Raw genomic sequence first — 18335 nt, 5'->3', positions numbered from 1 at the left:
TATTACCATTGCGCCAAAGCTGAATTATGAATCAAGCCGTTTCGTATCAGTGCCAGAAAGGCTCGGCATTACGGAATTTCTTCCATGCGGCGGGAAGAGCGTGAAGCGCCTTGCGGCGACGTTTATCGTTCCAGTCTGCAAACGTACCCGCCACTACTGCCAGACCCGGATGTGTCTTACCTAACGTGCTGACCAGTGTATCGGCGACAGTCGCGTCATTGATCTCCCCCAGATGCCGCAGCAACTTCTTGCTACGTTTCATATAGGTTTTAACCGACCGGGAAGCATGAAGACCGGCAAAATACTGCGCTCCATACCGAAGTTTCTTGAGCGACTTGCGCAGGGCATGCCGCTCATCCGAACTGAGCTGGTGGATATGCCGCCCCCGTCGTCTGACCTTGCGCGCAAGACGGTTGAGCACAACCGGTGCGACGTGGGAGAGAGAAGCGGCCCGCTGCGTCCCGTCTCCCGGAAAGGAACGATCCTCAACCCAGAGCATAAGCGAAAGCATTAATTCTGTCAGCGCCGGTGTTTCCAGTTCCTGGCAAAGCTGCTGATGTGCATTCATTCTTTTTTCGGTTGCACTATCATTGAACAACCCGATCAGGTCGCCATCACCCTGCGTCGCGAAGGCGGCGGGTAATGTTTCCAGACATAAGACATCCCAGTCACGCGCTTCCCCCAGTTTATGCCCGATACGCTGCAACTCCGACTGAAACAGGTCGAGCGTGGGACGGGCGGCATGGTCCTTCAGCATCTGGAGCATGGTGCGCAGTTGACGGATGGCCACGCGCATCTGGTGTATGCCCTCCGGATCACCGGCTTCGGCTGCGGGCTGATTATGGATCAGGGTGTTCACGCCAGCCCGGACCAGCATGCCGAAGCCTTCAGCCAGTGTCGTTTTTTTGGTCAGTCGGGGTATATCGATCTGCCGGGAGGAAGCTGGCATGCCCGTCAGAAGATGATAGCCCCGCTCGGTTTTCGTAAGCATGCCAAGTCGCAGCGGAACCGCGGCCTGTAATCTCAGTGCCAGACTATAAAGCGCCGTTACCGGTCCCTCCTTCAGTTCCAGTTCAAGTTCCCGCACCATATCCTGTGCCTCACCTGCCCTGATGCAGCCTTCATCAATGGCGGCCTCTACCGTCGCGCCGTCGTGCTGGAAGGTATATGTAGTACGATGCACATCCGAGCCCCAGACAGGCATAAGTTTTCCATTCAACGCCGCCAGCAGCGGCCCGGCAGGCGTGCCCGAAAGCACATTCAGGTCAGGCTGGTCCGATTTCACAACCCGTTCCCATTCCGCGCGATGCGACGCCAATCCATTTCCTTTCGTGGTGGCTTTCAGGGTCTGGATGCGCTGTTGGCCCACATGCCTGACACGCAGCGACAGGCCGGCGTTGCCCAGCGCAAGGTCATGACTATCATAATAGGTCGTGATCAGATGCTCTTGCCTACCCTGCCCCATGCTCATGGATGCAAGATGCTGGGCAAGCAGGGGGCGGGCGTCCGGCGGAAAGAGTAGCTTCAGCTCAATTTCCAGCGGGGGTGTGGCATCCTTTCCAGACATTGCTTTTCATGACGATCCGCCGACAGATCGCTCCCCATGGTTTGGATAATTCCCTTGGGATGAAACGCCCGTCCCAACGTTGGGCGGCACCATGCCAGAAAATTTTTGATAAAAGTGGGATACAGCGATGAATGTTCATGAGCAGGCATAATGTTACCAATCAGCTCAGGGCTGCCTTTTTCAAAAAGGCAGCTTTCGTCATGACAGCCTTAATATGTTATGTGGCCTGGGTCGTTTTATTGTTTTTCCGTATCCTGTTTACCTGAAATGGATCTATTCAGGCTGTCCTGACCAGTGGGGTTCGTGCCGCTGGCAGATGAGGCTGGGCTGGAGGGCGACGCAAAAAGTTCATCGACAATTTCCTTGTCGAGTGCCGCATTCATGCCATCCATATTGTCAAAATGGCCGACAATGCTTGTCGTGTTCCCTTCCGGGGTAAAGTTATAGGGCTGGGAAGAGGCCACTGTCGGGATGGAGGTGCTCAGTGTTGGCAGTGAATCGGTCGGCAGGATATTTTCCTGCCCCGAAAAACTGGATGAGAGCGTGAAGCTGGTCTGTGTTCCTGAATCCGTCTTGACCGTATTTTCCTGTATGTTGATGGAGAGGGAGGACGATCCCCACATTTCCTTCTCATTCGCCCGTTCCTCGGTCTGCTGCAGGTAGAGAAGGGATCTTTCCAGCGGGATCGAAACCGGCTGGTTATCGTCATATGTCAGGTTTCGTTTGCTTATGTCCTGTAGCCCGGCATTGATTGTCTGCATGAACGGCGTATTTTCGGTTTCCTGATCAAAAGCCGTTTCAATACCGTTTGCCGCGTCGCCGCCATGGGCTTCGATTTCAGAGCGCATTTCATCGCTGGTAACGTATGCGGCCCACTTCTGTGCATCGGATGTGGAAGAACTGGTGATGACCTGCGCAAGGGCATCGTAAATCTTCTGTATCGTGCCGGTGGAGCCGCCTATCTGCGTATTTTGCGTGTTCAGGTAACTTGTCGCCTCGCTGGACAGGGAAACCGCGTCCGGGCCCGAACCATCAGCAACACCTGTACTTTCGGACGTATCGCTAACAACCATGCTGCCATGCTGGAGGGGAGTCTGGCCACCATCGGTATCAGATGAGACCAGCCCCTGAAACCATGAAGCTGACCATGAGAGGTTGGTTGTCGTTACGGTTGTCACAATTCACTCCGGTTTCCACGCTGGCAGAAAGACAGACTTAATGGATTAATCAAAGAACATTGAAACGGTAAGGAGAAAGTTAATCTCCTGTTTTTTATTCAGCATGGGGAAAAGATCGTGATGAATGCCCGGTGGGCAGCGCGCGTGGGGTCTAAAGTGTTAAGAGGAATCCTCCTGCATGAGGCTGGGCGATCATCGAACGCTATGGGCTACAAACCTATGACGCCATGATTCTGGCCTGTGCCATAGAAAAAGGTATTGAAACCCTGTTGTCCGAAGAGAGGCTAAATTGATCACGCAATATTCCCGGAATGTTGCGTGCTACACTGTATCAGGCCCTGAATGACAGGACGGACTGCATAGGTTTTTGTACTGCTCGTAATGCAGTCTGTCTTTCCTGATACCGCCTGGTCCGTCCAAAGAGCAAGCCCCCGAAGACCTTGCAACGGACCATTTCCGTCATGTTTTGGCGACACCAAAATGGTGCGAAATGGTGCGCTCTGCTACCGTGCGGGTGTTATGTACCTTGCGCGAGTATAGCGGCGTTTCTGAGCATGAAGCCTGCGAACGCGATGACATGGAAACTTGCAAGTGTTGAAGCGTAACACTCGTAATCCTTGACGAGCCTGCGGCAGCGAGCGGTCCATGCGAAAGATCGCTCGATGCCCCATCGACGCAGCAGCATGCGGGCGTCATCCTCCAGGGAGCGATTACAGGATCTGAATCTGTGACTTGAAGCCGATGAATTCGACGTTTTTCAGGTTTCTTTGCGCATTGGGATGAAAATAGATCTGGAAATCGGGAGCAAATACCACCCCACGCATGACATGAACCTGATAGTTCGTTTCAAATATGGTTGCATGACCCTGAACACCTGTTGCATGGTTCGGCTCCGCTCTGGCCGGGACCAGACTGAGGTCAAGGATATCAGTATTTGAAACGCCAGGAGAAATCTGGACATAGGTCATGACCGCGCCAAAGGAATCATAGGGTCTGCTCCTGATGAAACCACGATCAACAAACGCTGCGTAAGTCTCATAATTACGTAGTGACGTATGCGGGTCATTGTACAGCACCCCGCCCATGACCGTCAGGCCGCCTTCAGCATTGGAATAGGAATGATGGAGGATTTTCTGGTCAATTTCAAACCATGTGCCCCAGGTCTGCTGGTGGTTGCGCGCCGTCAGCCCCGACACGGCATAAGCCTGACCATTTACATCATAGTAATTGTCGGGATTGGGGGCGGAAATCAACTGGGCGCCGATCTTGTAATGTCCCGGCAGTTTATGTGCGCGACCAAGCACAGGTTCCCAGCCAAACTCAACAGGTGCGATCTGTCCCACAATATTGGATGAATTGAAATGGAACCCGGTCCGATGCTGATTGTTCGCGTAAATGCCGCGCTCGGCAAAATAAACGCCCGCCTGTAGGTAAGTATAGCGAGACGGGCGGCCACGGACACGGAACCCCCACTCCCCTGCCGGATAGGACGTGATATACTGGTTGTCGATCGCGGCCTTGGGGCGCCCACAGAAACTGTTGTTCTGGAAGTTGCAGAAAAGCGAACTGGCGCTGAATTCACTCATTTCGGTCAACCGTCCCCCAGCGATACTTATACGGCCACCAAGCAGGTTTTCCTCTCCATAGGCCGTGACCAGATGCACGACAACATTACCGCCGCCGCCATATATTTCCGATGAATGGGCCAGCCAGTCCCCCATCATGCGGTTGGCGGTCGTGCCATATCGGCTGGTAAAGAGCGTATGGGTGGCGAAACCCTTCAGGCCGATGATCTTTTCCCAGTTGATATGCAGGGCGGTATTGACCTGCCCGGCATTACTTGATCCCTGCTTGTAATTCGGATGGCCGGAGGTTGGTCTGGAAATGGCGTCCGTGTATTCATTGGTATTGTCCATGGTTAGCGCAACGCCACGCGAACGCAGCCACGATGTCATGCCAAATGGATCCGCGAATATCGCCTCCGGCCGGGAAAACGCCGGAACGACAGGCGCGTTTGTCGGATGCGCCATAAGCGGCGTGGCCACGCGCAGTCTGGCGTCACTGTTTGAATTGTCCTGAAAGGTCTGTGCTGTTGCCTGGCTACACAGCATCATCCCTGCGACGGCAACTATCCGGGTGGCTGCTTCGGAAACCTGTTTTTTACGATAGAATGCCGTAATCATCACAAAGAATGCACGCATTCATCCTGATCCGATTTATTTTTGTGTTATTTATTATAAATAAATCTTCCATTATGGAATTATTATTTATGTATTCATACAGACCAAAGCAGAGCGGGGGCTGCTCGTATTCTTCAGCCTTGCGTAACCGGGGTGGATACGCCCCGTAAGGAGCGTATCCAGTCGTCAATATATCCGGTCAGACGACAGCCGTCAGCAATGGCTGCGTGGCAAAATGGGCGGCAAGATTGCGTACCACCAGATTTCCCATCGCCAGACGCGTTTCCACGGTTGCGCTTGCCCGATGGGGCTGCAGTACCGTACGGGGTGAATTACGGAGCGCCGGGGGCACGTCGGGTTCATGCTCAAACACATCCAGCCCCGCCCCGCCCAGCGTCCCATCGCTAAGGGCCTGGACAAGGGCCTGTTCATCCACAACCGAACCACGGGCCACATTGATCAAAAAACCATCCGGTCCCAGACCATCCAGTACCTCCCGGTTGACCAGATGACGCGAACCCGCCCCCCCGGATGCCGCGATGACCAGAATCTCACTGTTTTGCGCCAGCGTTTTCAGATCCGGAACAAAAGCATAGCCCTCCAGTTCCAGGTTCCGCAGGTCGGTGTAGGATACGGGCATTGCAAAAGCCCGGGCACGCGATGCAATGGCACGCCCGACATGCCCCATACCGACAATACCCAGCTTCTTGCCCGTGACCTTGCGCCCAAGCCCCGGTGCCGGGGCATGCCCCCATGTGCCTTCACGCACATACCGGTCACCCGCGGGCAGGCCACGCAAAAGCGACAGGATAAGCCCGATCGCCATATCCGCGACATCATCAGTCAGGACGCCCGGCGTGGTGGTGACGTGGATATTGCGCCGCCTGGCCTCATTCAGATCAACGGCGTCCGTGCCAATGCCATTGATGGCGATTATTTCAAGCGCGGGCAGGCTTTTCATAACGGCCGGGGACACGCCGGTGGCCCCGCCGGTTGCAATACCGCGTATCCTGCCCGCGCAGTCCTTCAACTGTTCAACCGAGGTAAAGCGATGAACGGTATAGGCGGCATCGAGCTGTTTCTCGATTTCAGGCATCATCGGTTCGATCAGCAGGATTTCAGGTTTCATGATTCAATGTGTCCTCTTCAGGCAAGATGGGCGCGTACGGCGCCAATAGCGGGGAAAGTGGCTGTCACATCGGCCCCGTGATCAACAAAAATGGTTCCGGTGGTGGAGCCGGTGGTAACAATGCTCCCCGCCGTGATGCCGATTTTCCGTCGCGACGCATGGTTGGCCAGCCACACCAGCAGGCGCAGCGGATCACCGGCGGAATTGCCACCCGTATGCTCGGCCATGGTCTGGTTATTGATGGAAAGAATGACCCGTTCATGAACCGGCGTGAATTTGCGCCATTCCGCTACGCCCGGCCCCACGATCAGGGCGCCATGGCTCTGCTGGTCGGCGGTATGGAGAAATTTATGCTGTGACCCCGGTTTTGCATAGCGCGTATCCAGAATCTCGATCACCGGATGGATCGTCCCGACCGCATCAAGCACCTCGTCCCGTGTCCATTCGTGCGCGCGCGGTGGCAGGTCGTGGACGAACCGATAGGCGATTTCCGCCTCCACCCCCAGATAACGGCACAGGTCATGTGGTATGGTCGCGCCATCGTCAAAAATGGTGGATGTATGGATCGGGGCGCAGAAAGGCTCTGATTGCGGGGTTTCCGACCCGACTTTCCACCCCCCTATCGGGCCCAGATGGCGCCCCACCTCATCCTGTATGGTGTAGGCCGCATCAATGGACGGCGGAATCTGGCTGTCGGGCACATGGTCTGGCGGCAAGGCGGTTCCATTTCTGACCGAGAGCAGCAGATCCGCAATATCAGTCAAGGTGCTAACTGGCATGTCTGTATTTTCCATTAAAAAACAAGAAAACTAAAGAATATCATGTGGATCGAGGAGATCGCGGTTACAACATTCCGGAATGAAAAGGGTCGTTCCAACGGTTGTAACGGCAAGGAGTGCAACATAGGCCGATATGGGGAGCCAGGCCATCTGGCCGGGATGGGCCATGGCGGGATGAAAGAGCGCGACCCATCTTATGATGCATGAGCCCACCAGCGGTGTCACGCCACCGGCGATGACGGCGGATATTTCGCGTGCCAGTGATACGGCCATGTAACGATGGCGCGCGCCAAACATTTCCGGCAGCATCGCGGCCTGCGTTCCGAACATGCCCCACGTCGTCACGCCAAGTGCCACGGACAACGAGAGAATGGCAGGCAACGGACGCCCCATGCTGAAAACGTACCACACCGGCAGCGCCGTGACCCCCTGAAGGATGGCAAAGGTGCGATACACCTTTATCCGCCCGAACCGGTCACTCAGCCGCCCGGCAATCGGTACGGTAAAGCCCCCCACTATAGCAGCCGTGATCAGGGCTATCGTACCCCACAGCCCCGGCAGGCCCATCGTATTGACGATATAGCTGATCGCCAGCACCTGATAGATGGATGAGCCGCCGTTTTCAGCCATTCTCACGCCAATCCCGGCCAGGATCGTGCGCCATGAATGGCTGATTACCGTGCGCAGGGATTCGCGCTCCTCTTCCTCCTCCTTGCGCTGGATATTCTCGAAGGTGGGGGATTCCTTGAGTTTGAAGCGCATATAGAGCGCAACGACCAGGATCACGGCACTGACCAGAAACGGCACGCGCCAGACCCATGAATGCGTAATGTCCGTTACCCCGAACAGCAGGCTGCAATAGACCATGGCCGCGATAATGGTGCCGATCTGGATACCGAGAAACGGCAGCGAGGCATAAAACCCGCGCTGGCCCAGGGGGGCGTATTCCGTCATCATCACGGCGGCCCCGGCCTGTTCCGCCCCCGCGCCAAGCCCCTGCAGCATCCGTGCCGCAACCAGCAGGACAGGCGCCCATATCCCTATCGTCTGGTATGTGGGGATCAGCCCGATACCCGTGCTGGCAAGCCCCATGAGGGTCACCGTAATCAACAGGACCTTCTTGCGGCCGATGCGGTCCCCCAGCGTGCCAAAAATGATCCCGCCAACGGGGCGTACGGCAAACCCGACAAAATAGGTCGCGAAGCTGGCGATAAGGCTGGTCACCTCGGTGGCCGACGGAAAGAAAAGGGGCCCGAAAACCAGCGCCGAGGCCAGACTGTAGAGCGCGAAATCATAATATTCCAGCGCACTTCCCAACGAGCATGTCCATGCCGCGCGCCGCAGTTCACTCACGCTCAGGGTGATCCGCGCAGTACCCGTGCCACCCATTGTGCGGCCATCTGCACCGATGACCCCGAAGACTGTCTGTGTCATGGAATTTCCACTTTGATCTGACGGCCGGTACGCGCCGCGTCACGAATGGCCAGAGCTATGGTCAGGGCGGCAAGACCATCTTCCCCGGTGGCCGCGGGCTGTCCCGCGCCACGCACCGCATTGCTGAAGGCGGCAAGTGCGTAGTGATAGAGATTGTGGTGGTGAACCGGGATTTCCTTCTCACCTTCGGCATTGCGCATGAACAGCCGGCCCGCGGCGCGCTGGCTCATGCAGTCCCGACCGACAAGAACGCCCTCGCTCCCGTAAAATTCCACGCCCCCTTCGGAAAACGGAACGGTATAGGAGCCATGGATCTGTACCAGGACATCACCGGGAAAACGCATGACGACCATGATGCCGTCCTCCACTCCGTCATGGGCCAGTCGACCGCTCTGGGTCATGGCCATGACGTGCGTCGGGTTGCAGCCCATCAGGAAACGCAGCGTATCAATGTCATGGATCGTGCTGTCGAGTATCAGGCCACCACCCTGGGTATCGTTGATCCGCCAGCCCTGCAGGAGCCGGGGCAGGAAATTGGCGTGAAATACCCGTACGGCGTTAAGGCTGCCAATCACTCCCTCCGCCAGAAGCTGGCGTAGTTTCTGGTGCATGGCATTGCAGCGCAGGTGGTGGTTGACGCCCAGTATCACGCCCGCCGTATGGCAGGTCGCGATCATTTCCCGGGCATTGGGTATGGTAAGGGCGACCGGCTTTTCACAGAGAACGTTTTTCCCCGCCCTTGCCGCCGCCAGGGTCTGGTTACAATGGAACTCATTGGCCGTGCTGATATAGACGGCATCTACCCTGTCATCGGCCAGAATGGTGTCGATATCCGTCGTATGGGCGGGAATGCCGGTTTCAGCCGCAAACTTGGCGCCGCGTTCCTCGCTTGAACTGAGAACGGTGACGATACTGCTATCAGCCTGCGCGCGAATGGCATCAACAATCCACTGCCTGGCTACATTACTTGCACCAATCAGAGCCCAACCCATAGAACGATTCATTGAACAGTCAGGGGCACTTTCGGCCCTCCTCCCTAACTGACACGCCCGCCACCGGCGCGCATGTCCTTGATATAAATTTTAAAAACGGAAACCGGATGGTGAATTTTTATTTATTATTTATTGAAGAAGATCCCGGTCATGCCGACCATGGATTCCTAACGTCACCCTGTTTGGCAGGTTTTCTTGGGGTGGGAACAATATCGTGAAAGTGGATTACATACCTATACTCTACGGCCGTGGTCCGCAGGTTCCATCAATCCGCTCCCACGACCGTGATGATTATGTCAGGCCCGCCCGTGCACGGGGCCGCCTTCAGCAATCGTGAGGGTTCCCCCCCTTGCCAGCAGGCCAAGAAGCGGGGAGGTCTGGCCCCTATTCCATGCCTGGATGATAAGGCCCAGGGAAACATCAGCATCATCGTGCGGATACAGCATCTCCATCGCGTACGATGTCAGGCGTCTGTATTCCCCGACCGTGCAGGTTGCGGCCGTGCCTGCGCCATGGCGATGGAGGGGGTGGAACACGAACAGGGGGTCATCTTCATACATCGCCTCGGGCGGGCAATCGGGCTCGTACCAGTCCACGACGGCATCGTAGCGATGGTCGCGACCGGCTTTCATCGGCACCTCCGCGCCGCTGATCGTAGCCACCAGCACCAGCCTGACCCGGCTGCGGGCGCCCATCATGTCCAATGCCTTATCCAGCGTGGCCTTTAGCGGTACATGACTGGTGTCATGCCGTGTTCCGTCGCCCGTCAGGACGGCGACCGCTCCGCAATCCCCCAGCCGCGCCGCCACGCCCTGCGCGTCCAGCCCCCCGGCCAGCACGACATACACCGCGCCAATGCGGATACAGGCAAGAACCGCAACGAGACTTTCCACCATCAGGGGCAGGTGGATCGCAACCCTGTCACCATGTTGCACCCCCTGGTCCCTCAACGCATTTGCAAGGCGGCACACCCGTTCATGGAGTTCCCGACAGGACACCTGCCCATCCGGTTGCGTGCCAGCTCCATGCCGGAGCACGACGGCCCGGTCCGCGCCCTCACCCAGATGGCGGTCCACACATACGGCGGAGATGTTCAGCACCCGCCGCCCATGCTCCGGCTGGATAGGGCGTGTTGCCGCATAACCTGTCATCTCCCGCCCACGCAAGGCCGACAGAAGGCCAACGTCATCATGAATGCTGCTGGTCATGGTCCGGTTTCCTATCGTTCAGCCGCGTGGTGAATCCCACCCCCGGCGCAACGGTAAATTAAAGGAGAGGCGGCTTCCGCCTTACACCACGAGAGGCACAGGGCCGGGCGCCATTATCCGCCCTGCCGGTTTCCTGAAACAGCGCCGGTTTATATTGGGGCCTGCCCCGTCATGGTCTTTCATCTATGCGACTCTTTTTGTTTTTGTTGATCCGGACTGTGACAAATACCGATTGCGTGCGGAAGATGTTTTGCCGTTTAAAGAGGCGAATGCCGCGCCGCGAATTGCAAAGATTGCGAAGATGAGACATCCCGCCACCAAGACCTTCACCGGATCGCGTATCCGTCATCAACGGAACCGTATCGGCATGACGCAGAGCGCCCTGGCCCTGCAACTGGGTATATCCGCAAGCTACCTGAACCAGATCGAACACGATGTCAGGCCGCTTCCCCTCTCCCTGCTTAACGAACTGTGCGACATTTTTTCGGTAGGGGTGGATTATTTCAGCGATACCGAAGAAACCCGCGGCATACAGGCATTGCGCGAAATACTGGCCGATCCGGTATTCGACATGGAAGCGGTAAGGCTGGACAGCATTCAGTCCGCCATGCGCGTGGCGCCGGAACTGTGCGCGCAGTTTGTCAGGTTGTACCGCGCCTATCTCCTGCGCCAGGAACATAGCGCCGCGTCGCTGACCGGTGCGGATGCGTCATCGCATGCCCTGTCACTTGATACGCCGGACCGGGTGGAACCCTACGAAGCGGTTAATGACTGGGTGCAGGCGCAGCGCAATTATTTTGATGAGATCGACCGCTCGGCCGAACGGCAGTTCGACACGATGCGACTGGATGAAGGAAGCCCGGGAGAACAGCTTGCCCGCTATCTTCTCGACCACCATGGCATCCGCACCGAGATCGATCTCGGCCTGAGCGAGCGGGGCCTGATGTGGCGGATGGACCGTCGGCATCGCACCCTGTTCCTGTCGCGGATCATACCATCGGAAAGCAGCACGTTCTGGATGGCGCAGGCGTTGGGGCAGATTGAACATCAAGGTGTGTTTGCACGCACGATCCGCCGCTCCCGGCTGCGCGAAAGCGAGGCCCGGGGGCTCGCGCGCGTCTATCTGACCAATTATTTTGCCGGGGCGCTGCTGCTGCCCTATGAGCGTTTCCGTATGACGGCACGCGAGGTACGCCATGACCTGGAACTGTTGCAGCGCCATTTCGGGGTCAGTTTCGAGCAGGCATGCCACAGGTTAAGCACCATGCAGCGCCCGGGAAGCGAAGGCATTCCGTTCTATTTTCTCAAAACGGACATAGCGGGCAATATCCTCAAAAGCTTCAGCGCGAACCGTTTCACCCAGTCCCGTTTTGGTGGGCCATGCCCGCTATGGAATATTTTCCGTGCCTTCAGTACGCCCCTGCAGGTGCAGGTACAGCTATCACAGACAACGGATGGCGCCGTTTACCTCAATATAGCCCGGACAGTCGGGCGGAACAGCATATCCTATCTTGATCGCCCCCGCCTGACCGCCGTGGTTCTGGGCTGTTCGATCGCTGATGCGGAACAGCTTGTCTATTCCGCGGGCCTTGACCTGAATGACCCCCGGATGATCATCCCGATCGGGCCGGGCTGTCGGGCCTGTATGCGCGAAAACTGTCATCATCGGGCCTTGCCCATGGTCGGCCACCGTGTCGATATCGATAACGAGGGGCGCGGTATCGCGCCCTATCGTACGGCACTGTAATTCGCACCAGCCCCTTTTCTCCACTGACAGGAGACTATGTAAAACAGCATCTGACAGTCGGGCGGACACTACCGGAGAAAAGTAAAGCCCTCCGGTTTCCGGTCATACAGACGCGGTCATTCCACCATCCACCATAAGGATGTGCCCATTTACAAAACTGGATGCATCCGAGGACAGGAAAACCGCCGCGCCGACAAGTTCCTCTACATCTCCCCACCGACCGGCAGGTGTGCGCTGGCACAGCCATTGGGTGAAGGCCGTATCGGCCACCAGCTTCTGGTTCATTTCTGTTTTGAAATAACCCGGCGCAAGACCGTTGATCTGAAGGCCATGACGCGCCCAGTCCGTCGCCATGCCTTTGGTCAGGTTTTTGACCGCTCCCTTGGTCGCGGTATAGGGCGCGATGCCGGGGCGCGCCAGTTCGCTCTGCACTGAACAGATATTGACGATCTTGCCCCGCCCACGCGGCAGCATATGCCGCGCCACAGCCTGACCGACAAAGAAGACCGCATTGAGGTTGGTGGCAATGAGCACGTCCCAGTCCGCCCGGCTGAACTGTTCCAGCGGCGCGCGGCGCTGGATGCCCGCGTTATTGATCAGGATATCAATCGGGCCATGTTCATGCTCTATTTTTTCAACCCCCGCGATTACGGCGTCCTGATCGGTCACGTCGAATGGGGCGGTCACGACATCCAGCCCCTCATGCTCCAGCATGGCGCGGGCCGCTTCCAGCGGTTCGGGATTACGGCCGTTCAACACAATTTTTGCCCCATACTGGCCCAGGCCACGCGCCAGGGTCAGCCCGATGCCCCGGGAGGCCCCGGTGACTAGCGCCCGCCTGCCGGCAAGTGAAAAAAGGGTATTGTTGAGCATGATGACTTCCGTCTTGGTTATGATGAATTCAACCGTAGCAAGGATAACGCCCGGTGGCCTCACACGTCTGCGCGTGCGCGTATCAATGACGCGAACCCGTGAAAGCAGTCAGTCAGCTACATTCCCCACGGCACCGAAAGTGGCGATCACCTCAACTCATGTTACAATAGTAAACGATAATTGATCGTAATTTACTTTTTGAATTAATGACCCGATATATAATTCAATATGTTAGATGTCACCTTTGTATCGATCCGCAATCCGTTTCCGCAGAACAATGACAATGTTCGCAGGTTCAGTTTCATCAGTGAAATATGATTTTTTGAAATGTTGATATGAAAATGCCAGAGCAGAACTTATCCAACAGTTTGGATTATACGGATATTGGTGCGAATAACGGCCAGATTCATAATCTCATGAAACATTATGAGCTTATCCTGGATCAAAACCCCGACGATCCTGACGCAATACATTTCCTGGGCAAGATTTATGCCCAGCAGGGAAAGTTCGATAAAGCCATCCCCCTGCTGCGGCGTATCCTGATGCATACACCTGAAAATGCGGAAGTCTTCAATATTCTCGGGACGGCATTTCAAAAAACCGGCCGGATGGGGGAAGCCATCGCCGCCTTCCGTCAGGCGACGGTCCTATACCCGCATTATCGCGCCGCCCTGGTCAACCTGGGAAACGTACTTGCAAAATGCGGTGATCAGGCAGGCGCCATCGCGCAATATCGGACTATTCTGGAAATAGATGGTCTTGAAAACAGGGTCAGCCAGTATCGCGAAATGCTGGCGGATAATGAATATGATATCGTAACGCTCAATGATCTTGGCAAGACGCTTCTGGCCCTGGACAGGCACGAGGAAGCCGCCAACCAGTTCCGGACAGGGCTGACATATGCGCCGGACCATCTGGAAACCGCCATAAATCTTGGCAATGTCCTGACCGAACTTGGACGTGATGATGAGGCGATAGACTGCTATCGCGCCATTCTGAAGCATCACCCCGATAGCTACATGGTCAATATGAAATTGGGGAAAATCTTCCATAAAAACAGGCGGCATCCGGAAGCGCTCGATCGTTTCCGGCGGGCCTGCGCCTTGCAACCGGGGGAGGCATCCGCCAGCGCTGGTCTCGCCCTGATTTTGCAGGAAATGGGAGAAATAGACGAAGCGGTAAAATGTTTTCGCCGGGCCATTGCCCTGGCGCCGGATCGCACACGGTATTACCAGTGCCTTACCCGCCTTACGAAGCTTGATGCGGACGATCCCATTCTGGGAACGCTGCGGGAACTTGTACAAAACAAGACCATCTCCCTATCTGACCATGAGATGGCGGATATTCATTTTTCTCTGGGCAAGGCGTTATCCGATATTTCCGAGCATCATTTGTCTTTCGAACATATATTGAAGGGCAATGCGATCCGCCGCCGTCATATTGTCTATGATGAAAACAGAGTATTTTCCGGCATGCGAAAAACACGTGAATTGTTTTCGGCCGAAGAAATAAGCAGACTGGCCCCCGGCGGGAACCCCTCTTCCCGTCCCATCTTCATTGTTGGCATGCCCCGATCAGGTTCCACATTGGTCGAGCAGATATTGAGCAGTCATCCTGAAGTTTATGCAGCGGGCGAAGTCAGCACGTTACTCGATACGTTCAAGGACGCGGCTGCAAGATTTCCTGCATGGAAAACTGTAGCGCCCCTGGCGCATCTGACGGAAGCCCAGCGGCATTCCGTGGCTGAGGATTATCTTGACCGTCTGGACAGGCTGGTTGTCGGATGGGATGGCGCTGGCGCGCCGCAGCGTATTACCAACAAGACATTGGGAAACTATCTTTATATTGGCCTCATTCGTCAGTTATGGCCTAATGCCCGGATCATCCATACGTTTCGTGACCCGATTGATACCTGCCTGTCGTGTTTTTCCATTTCGTTCAACGATCTGGACTTTACCTTTGATCTGGGTGAACTTGGCCGTCGCTATCGTCACTATCAGGAACTCATGGCTCATTGGCGTCATGTCCTGCCTGAAGGGGCAATGCTGGAGGTCCGTTATGAGGATACTGTCGATAATCTCGAAGCCAGCGCCCGGCGAATTATTTCATATTGCGGCCTGCAATGGGATGATGCCTGCCTGAACTTCCACAAATCCAGACGTCCGGTCAGGACATCAAGCCTGGCGCAGGTCCGAAGCCCCATTTATCGGAGTTCCGTGGGGCGGTGGCGTCCTGACGGCGAAACACTACGCCCGCTTCTTGAAGGATTGGGACACGAAGCGTTTTGAAAAAAGCTCCACCAGAAACGTCCATATAGTTTGCACGACATGCCCTTGGCAGGCTTCTGCCTGAAGCACGGCGAAGGGAATATATCCCTCCGCCCCTCCGTCTTTCTTCCTTACTTCCTCAGTAACGGGGCTGCGGCCTTGGGCGTGCCTCCTTCAATAGGCAGTTCCGGTTTCCGGGACCACTCGTTCCACGAGCCCATATATATGCGCAGCCTGCCAAAACCAGCTTCCGACAGGGCAACATAAGTATTGGCGGCCCGTGCGCCCTTGAAGCAGTAGATGATAATGTCATCATCAGGCGAAAGGCCACGGGAAGCCGCCAGGGCAAGTATCTCATCTTTGGAACGGAAGGAAGCCTGCCCATCGGTGACTTTCATGAAATCATACCACTCAATCCATACGGCCCCCGGAATGCGCCCCTTGCGTGGGGCAAAATCCACACCGTAGGGAGATGAACTTTCAGCCAGCCATTCAACCTGATCCCGGTTATCAAGAAGCCTGGTGTTCCGGTCTTCCAACGCCTGAAGCACGTCTTCATATGTGGCCATCAGCCCGGCACGAATACTGACGGGAAAGGTTGTCCGGGCCGGATTGGCTGCCTGCGTGGTCAGGGGGCCGCCAGCCTGCTTCCATGCATTCAGTCCGCCATCGAGAATTCCAACCTTTGGATACCCCAGATAACGCAGTATCCAGTAGCCACGGCATGATCCGCCATAGCGCGTGTGCAGGGCATCTTCGTAGATAATGGCTGTCTTCTGGCCATCGAGACCGTAATCGGAAAACAGACCGGCAAACTTATCCTGAAGCGCCTTCAGGCCCTCGGGGGTCGTTTCCGCCAGATAGGTAAAGATATCGGGCATGTTGACGGCGCCGGGCAGATGTCCGGCCTCGAAATCCTTCCGGTCACGCACGTCAACCAACACGACTTCGCCCGTGGAAATAAGTTCCTGCACCTGTTGCGGTGCATAAAGGACGGCTTCCTGCATTCTGTTTCTCCACGACTGTCTGGTAGCTCCATCCTATCAGTCACTTCACCCGGTCTGTAGGCACAGCCATGCGTTGCCGTTATGATACCAGCAGGTAACTGGCGAACCAGTTGGCGGAAAGGCCCGGATGCAGGATGGTGGGAATGCGGCACAAGAGTGTTTTTATCGCCAGCGCATGGCTTCTGCTGGCCGCGCCTGTTGCCGCCAGGAGTAATCCTGTGCAGATCGCTCCAGATCCGGCGCCTTCGGGAAAGGATATGCCAGCCAGCCAGACAAGGGCGAGCGTCGAGGCCGCGAAGGCTTTTCTTGCAACGTTCGATGCGCAGGGACGCGCGGCTGTGCAGTTTCCATTTGTGGTGGAAAAACATGGCACGCTGGCGCGATTTCGCCGCAGTACGCCCGATGGACCTTCCGTGCCGGTAACGGATGCACAGGCCGCGGCCCCGGGTATGAAGGGACCGGGTATGGGGCCTCCCGGCGGGTTTATCGGTGAGCGTTACGGAGCTGCGGTATGGTCAAATTTTCCCGTCAGCGACGTGCCGCGTCCGGGTTTGCAGATGGGACACCTTACAACGGCCCAACGCACGGCGGCCATGCATCTCCTGAACGTGCTTCTGAGTGCCAGGGGCTATCAGAAAGTTCTCGACATCATGGGATCGGATCAGGCGCTGGCGGATAGCGGGACACCCTTTGCATCCGGCAGGGCGGTTTATACGATTGCAATATTTGGCGCGCCATCGGAGCAGACGCCATGGATGGTGCAGTTTGGCGGGCATCATCTCGGGCTTAACGTGGTGATCGACGGCGTGCACGGCGTCATGACACCCACACTGACCGGGGCGCAGCCCGCAGTGTATCAGGCGGGCAAAAAGACGGTGCGGGTGCTGGCGGGGGAAAACGACAGGGCGTTTGCACTGCTGGACAGGCTGGATGCCATGCAGCGTCAACAGGCCATTCTGTCATATAAGGTAGAGGATCTGGTTTCCGGCCCAGGGCATGATGGCGAGACAATCGTGCCCGAAGGCATCAAGGGTTCTTCACTGACAATGGCCCAGAAGGAACTGCTTATGGACGTGATCGGTGAATGGGCGGGGCTCATCAATGATGCCTATGCGGCCCCGCGCCTGAAGGAAATCCGTGATGACCTGAATGAAACGTGGTTTGCATGGAGCGGGCCGGTGACCCATGCCCCCGACCGGAACGGGTCGTCCTATTACCGGATTCAGGGGCCGCATCTGCTGATCGAGTTTTCGCCGCAGGGCGTCGGCGGCGATGCCACAATGCATGTCCATACAGTCTATCGCGACCCGACGAACAGTTATGGCAGCCGGTTTACGCTGCGGTGATGTTCGGCAAATGGGTGGTGCCGGTCGCTGTCATACTGCTGGCGGTCTACTTTCCGGCGCAGGCGCACCGGCTGGATGAGTACCTGCAGGCGACAACGATCGGTCTGGCGCGGGACGGGATCACGTTGCGGCTCCGGCTGACACCGGGGGTGGACATGGCGGATCGGGTGATCCGGCAGATCGACCGCAATGGAGATGGCGTCATGTCAACGGAGGAACAGCGCGGGTATGCGGAACGGATTGCCGGCAACCTGTCGCTTTCACTGAACGGAAAGTCCGTGTCCCTCCGTCCCGATGCCGGAGCTTTTCCTACCATTGACATGATGAAAGGAGGTACTGGCCTGATCGACATTGCGTTTGACGCACAGGGCCGCCTTGGCAATGGGCCTTATCATCTTGTTTACCGGAACAGGCCCGCCGATGCCCGGACGGTCTGGCTGGTGAACTGCCTGCTACCACAGGATCCGTCCATTCATATCCTTCAGCAAAAACGCTCAAAAGATCAGTCACTTTATCAACTGGACTTTCTTGTCGACAATCAAGAGCCCGTAAAGAACCCTTCTCGATAACTCATTTCCCCGCTGTTATTTCGGGTAACAGACCGCATATTTCCGTTCGGGATTTCAGG

The 18335-nt window shown here is 56.5% G+C and carries 15 protein-coding genes and 2 pseudogenes; 6 read left to right on the top strand and 11 right to left on the bottom strand.

The features are described from left to right. Window positions 1–46: 46 nt before the first annotated feature. Window positions 47–1567, bottom strand: coding sequence for a CYTH and CHAD domain-containing protein (locus LDL28_RS13755; protein WP_233059065.1), 1521 nt, complete (start codon window positions 1565–1567; stop codon window positions 47–49). Window positions 1568–1803: 236 nt separating this feature from the next. Then, window positions 1804–2745 carry a hypothetical protein gene (locus LDL28_RS13750; RefSeq protein WP_233059064.1) on the bottom strand — a complete coding sequence of 314 codons (942 nt, stop codon included), beginning with the start codon at window positions 2743–2745 and terminating at the stop codon, window positions 1804–1806. Between the two features lie 191 nt (window positions 2746–2936). Between LDL28_RS13750 and LDL28_RS15625 the strand changes: the two genes are divergently transcribed. Further along, on the top strand, window positions 2937–3038 hold the full coding sequence (locus LDL28_RS15625; protein ID WP_370636396.1) for a hypothetical protein: 102 nt from the start codon (window positions 2937–2939) through the stop codon (window positions 3036–3038). Window positions 3039–3152: 114 nt separating this feature from the next. Further along, window positions 3153–3248, top strand: a pseudogene (locus LDL28_RS13745) (IS5/IS1182 family transposase); the annotation flags it as partial. 14 nt (window positions 3249–3262) lie between these two features. Here the strand turns inward: LDL28_RS13745 and LDL28_RS13740 are convergent. From LDL28_RS13740 to LDL28_RS13710, 7 genes and pseudogenes are all read right to left on the bottom strand, one after another. Continuing rightward, window positions 3263–3430 (bottom strand): annotated as a pseudogene (locus tag LDL28_RS13740) (IS5/IS1182 family transposase); the annotation flags it as partial. A gap of 25 nt (window positions 3431–3455) precedes the next feature. After that, entirely contained in the window at window positions 3456–4946 is a 1491-nt protein-coding gene (locus tag LDL28_RS13735) for a carbohydrate porin (RefSeq protein WP_233059063.1), read from the bottom strand. A 178-nt stretch (window positions 4947–5124) separates the two neighbouring features. After that, on the bottom strand, window positions 5125–6054 hold the full coding sequence (locus LDL28_RS13730) for a 2-hydroxyacid dehydrogenase (RefSeq protein WP_233059062.1): 930 nt from the start codon (window positions 6052–6054) through the stop codon (window positions 5125–5127). A 17-nt stretch (window positions 6055–6071) separates the two neighbouring features. Then, complete coding sequence (locus LDL28_RS13725; protein ID WP_233059061.1) at window positions 6072–6833, bottom strand: 2-keto-4-pentenoate hydratase; 762 nt, start codon at window positions 6831–6833, stop codon at window positions 6072–6074. Between the two features lie 30 nt (window positions 6834–6863). Further along, window positions 6864–8267, bottom strand: coding sequence for an MFS transporter (locus LDL28_RS13720; RefSeq protein ID WP_233059060.1), 1404 nt, complete (start codon window positions 8265–8267; stop codon window positions 6864–6866). Beyond that, window positions 8264–9259: a Gfo/Idh/MocA family protein gene (locus LDL28_RS13715; protein ID WP_233059059.1), complete on the bottom strand. Its 996-nt coding sequence runs from the start codon at window positions 9257–9259 to the stop codon at window positions 8264–8266. The genes LDL28_RS13720 and LDL28_RS13715 overlap by 4 nt, the downstream gene beginning before the upstream one ends. A 296-nt stretch (window positions 9260–9555) precedes the next feature. Further along, window positions 9556–10467 (bottom strand): AMP-binding protein, encoded by a 912-nt coding sequence (locus LDL28_RS13710; protein WP_233059058.1) that lies wholly within the window; start codon window positions 10465–10467, stop codon window positions 9556–9558. 301 nt (window positions 10468–10768) lie between these two features. On the opposite strand from LDL28_RS13710, the gene LDL28_RS13705 reads away from it, so the two are divergent. Beyond that, the gene (locus tag LDL28_RS13705) at window positions 10769–12214 is read left to right on the top strand and encodes a short-chain fatty acyl-CoA regulator family protein (RefSeq protein ID WP_233059057.1); all 1446 of its coding nucleotides are present in this window, start codon (window positions 10769–10771) and stop codon (window positions 12212–12214) included. 102 nt (window positions 12215–12316) lie between these two features. Here LDL28_RS13705 and LDL28_RS13700 read toward each other — a convergent pair whose 3' ends face one another. Next, on the bottom strand, window positions 12317–13087 hold the full coding sequence (locus LDL28_RS13700; RefSeq protein ID WP_233059056.1) for an SDR family oxidoreductase: 771 nt from the start codon (window positions 13085–13087) through the stop codon (window positions 12317–12319). 335 nt (window positions 13088–13422) lie between these two features. Between LDL28_RS13700 and LDL28_RS13695 the strand changes: the two genes are divergently transcribed. After that, complete coding sequence (locus LDL28_RS13695) at window positions 13423–15375, top strand: tetratricopeptide repeat-containing sulfotransferase family protein (RefSeq protein ID WP_233059055.1); 1953 nt, start codon at window positions 13423–13425, stop codon at window positions 15373–15375. 110 nt (window positions 15376–15485) lie between these two features. On the opposite strand, the gene LDL28_RS13690 is transcribed toward LDL28_RS13695, so the two are convergent. Next, window positions 15486–16361, bottom strand: coding sequence for a sulfurtransferase (locus LDL28_RS13690; RefSeq protein ID WP_233059054.1), 876 nt, complete (start codon window positions 16359–16361; stop codon window positions 15486–15488). 257 nt (window positions 16362–16618) lie between these two features. Between LDL28_RS13690 and LDL28_RS13685 the strand changes: the two genes are divergently transcribed. Both LDL28_RS13685 and LDL28_RS13680 read left to right on the top strand, forming a co-directional pair. Continuing rightward, window positions 16619–17707 carry a DUF3500 domain-containing protein gene (locus tag LDL28_RS13685; protein ID WP_233059053.1) on the top strand — a complete coding sequence of 363 codons (1089 nt, stop codon included), beginning with the start codon at window positions 16619–16621 and terminating at the stop codon, window positions 17705–17707. Continuing rightward, a complete protein-coding gene (locus LDL28_RS13680; protein WP_233059313.1) occupies window positions 17707–18276 on the top strand; it encodes a hypothetical protein in 570 nt (189 codons plus the stop codon). Before LDL28_RS13685 ends, LDL28_RS13680 begins: the two co-directional genes overlap by 1 nt. The last annotated feature ends 59 nt before the right edge of the window (window positions 18277–18335 follow it).

The sequence above is a fragment of the Komagataeibacter sp. FNDCR2 genome (genome assembly GCF_021295395.1).
Taxonomy (GTDB): domain Bacteria; phylum Pseudomonadota; class Alphaproteobacteria; order Acetobacterales; family Acetobacteraceae; genus Komagataeibacter.
Note: the sequence above shows the minus strand (reverse complement) of the source record. Positions and strands in the feature narration are given on the sequence as shown.

What these genes read in the sequence shown, in the direction of transcription:
- LDL28_RS13755 (WP_233059065.1), bottom strand. Translation starts at nt 1,567, where the DNA reads ATGTCTGGAAAGGATGCCACACCCCCGCTGGAAATTGAGCTGAAGCTA.
- LDL28_RS13700 (WP_233059056.1), bottom strand. Translation starts at nt 13,087, where the DNA reads ATGCTCAACAATACCCTTTTTTCACTTGCCGGCAGGCGGGCGCTAGTC.
- LDL28_RS13685 (WP_233059053.1), top strand. Translation starts at nt 16,619, where the DNA reads ATGCCAGCCAGCCAGACAAGGGCGAGCGTCGAGGCCGCGAAGGCTTTT.
- LDL28_RS13680 (WP_233059313.1), top strand. Translation starts at nt 17,707, where the DNA reads ATGTTCGGCAAATGGGTGGTGCCGGTCGCTGTCATACTGCTGGCGGTC.
- LDL28_RS13715 (WP_233059059.1), bottom strand. Translation starts at nt 9,259, where the DNA reads ATGGGTTGGGCTCTGATTGGTGCAAGTAATGTAGCCAGGCAGTGGATT.
- LDL28_RS13725 (WP_233059061.1), bottom strand. Translation starts at nt 6,833, where the DNA reads ATGCCAGTTAGCACCTTGACTGATATTGCGGATCTGCTGCTCTCGGTC.
- LDL28_RS13710 (WP_233059058.1), bottom strand. Translation starts at nt 10,467, where the DNA reads ATGACCAGCAGCATTCATGATGACGTTGGCCTTCTGTCGGCCTTGCGT.
- LDL28_RS13690 (WP_233059054.1), bottom strand. Translation starts at nt 16,361, where the DNA reads ATGCAGGAAGCCGTCCTTTATGCACCGCAACAGGTGCAGGAACTTATT.
- LDL28_RS13720 (WP_233059060.1), bottom strand. Translation starts at nt 8,267, where the DNA reads ATGACACAGACAGTCTTCGGGGTCATCGGTGCAGATGGCCGCACAATG.
- LDL28_RS13695 (WP_233059055.1), top strand. Translation starts at nt 13,423, where the DNA reads ATGAAAATGCCAGAGCAGAACTTATCCAACAGTTTGGATTATACGGAT.
- LDL28_RS13730 (WP_233059062.1), bottom strand. Translation starts at nt 6,054, where the DNA reads ATGAAACCTGAAATCCTGCTGATCGAACCGATGATGCCTGAAATCGAG.
- LDL28_RS13735 (WP_233059063.1), bottom strand. Translation starts at nt 4,946, where the DNA reads ATGCGTGCATTCTTTGTGATGATTACGGCATTCTATCGTAAAAAACAG.
- LDL28_RS13705 (WP_233059057.1), top strand. Translation starts at nt 10,769, where the DNA reads ATGAGACATCCCGCCACCAAGACCTTCACCGGATCGCGTATCCGTCAT.